Here is a 1,373-nt window from a genome sequence, read left to right on the forward strand (position 1 = left end):
GCCATAAAAAATCTATGGTCCCCCCCATTTTTGCAATACTGATTAACGGGCGATGTGGTTGGCTTGCTTAAATCTATCCGGCGTCTGTTTGGGGCTTGCCCCAGCGCCACGATGAGAGTCGCGCCTGACGATCCTTAAAAGCCCGTCGGCTTCTGAAGCCGATTTTTATGTCAGGATCTTCGCCAGGCCGGTAGGCCGTTCACGTCATCCGTTGTTCAGCTATCGCAAAACCTGAAGGGTGAATTGTGGTACTGCAACAACCGCAGGGTCAGGCGTTCAAGGCGTCTGGCCCTGCTTCATATTGCGCATGGTGAGCCGCTATCGCCCAAGCGATACGCGCCAGTTTGTTGGCCAGGGCACAGGCCACCACATTCGAGTGTCGTCGGCGCAGCAGCGCTCGCACCCAGTCGGCCAAAGCCCCCTTCTGATGATCCAGCCTCTGCATGTAAACCCTGGAGCATTGCACCAGCAGTTGCCGCAGGTGCTTGTCACCCCGCTTGCTGATCCCCAACAAATTGGCTTTGCCGCCCGTGCTGTACTGTCGCGGCACCAAGCCCACTGAAGCCGCAAAATCGCGACTGCATCGGTATTGCTTGCCATCGCCCATTTCTACAGCCAGAAGGCTGGCGGTGATCGGACCGACACACGGCATGCTAAGCAAACGGCTCCCCAGATCATCGTCGGCCAGCTGGCAAGCCAGTTGTTTGTCCAGTTCCTTGATCTGTTCATCCAGGTAAACGAAGTGATCGTGCAGGCGTTGCAACAGCACTGTCAGCCGCACAGGCAGCTCATGCTCGGCCAAAACAGCTGCCAAACGCTTCATGATGGCTGAGCCTTTGGGCAGGCTGATGCCAAATTCCAGCAGGAAACCGTGCATCTGATTGGCTGTCTTGGTGCGGTCATGCACCAACGACTCGCGCATGCGATGCAGGACAGACAGGGTTTGCTGAGACTCGGTTTTAGGCGTAACGAAGCGCATGGACGGACGGGAAGCCGCCTCGCAAATGGCCTCTGCGTCGATAAAGTCATTTTTGTTGCCCTTGACGAAAGGGCGGACAAACTGCGGTGAAATCAACTTGGTCGTATGCCCCATCGCCGCAAGCTGACGGGCGATGAAGTGAGAGCCGGCACAGGCTTCCGTTACCACGACGCAGCTCGGCAAGTTGCCGAAGAACCGCATCATCTGCGCTCGCGAGAGCTTTTTGCGAAACACCTCGCGGCCCGATTTGTCTTGGCCCAGAAGGTGGAAATTATGTTTGCCGAGATCGATCCCGATCAGTGCTGACTCGCTCATGATGATGGCCTCCAAAAACAAAACACCCTGCGAAAGCGTAGCCCTCGCAGGGTGTGGGGGTGACCATCTCATTAGCCCG

General features: G+C 56.7%; 1 protein-coding gene. It reads right to left on the minus strand.

Annotation, left to right across the window (positions count from 1 at the left end; translation table 11 throughout):
- Positions 1 to 268: 268 nt before the first annotated feature.
- On the minus strand, positions 269 to 1,294 hold the full coding sequence (locus TMES_RS21880) for an IS110 family RNA-guided transposase (RefSeq protein ID WP_024074122.1): 1,026 nt from the start codon (positions 1,292 to 1,294) through the stop codon (positions 269 to 271).
- Positions 1,295 to 1,373 lie beyond the last annotated feature (79 nt).

Origin of the sequence: Thalassospira mesophila (assembly GCF_002115755.1) — a bacterium.
GTDB classification, from domain to species: Bacteria; Pseudomonadota; Alphaproteobacteria; order Rhodospirillales; family Thalassospiraceae; genus Thalassospira; species Thalassospira mesophila.

What these genes read in the sequence shown, in the direction of transcription:
- TMES_RS21880 (WP_024074122.1), bottom strand. Translation starts at nt 1,294, where the DNA reads ATGAGCGAGTCAGCACTGATCGGGATCGATCTCGGCAAACATAATTTC.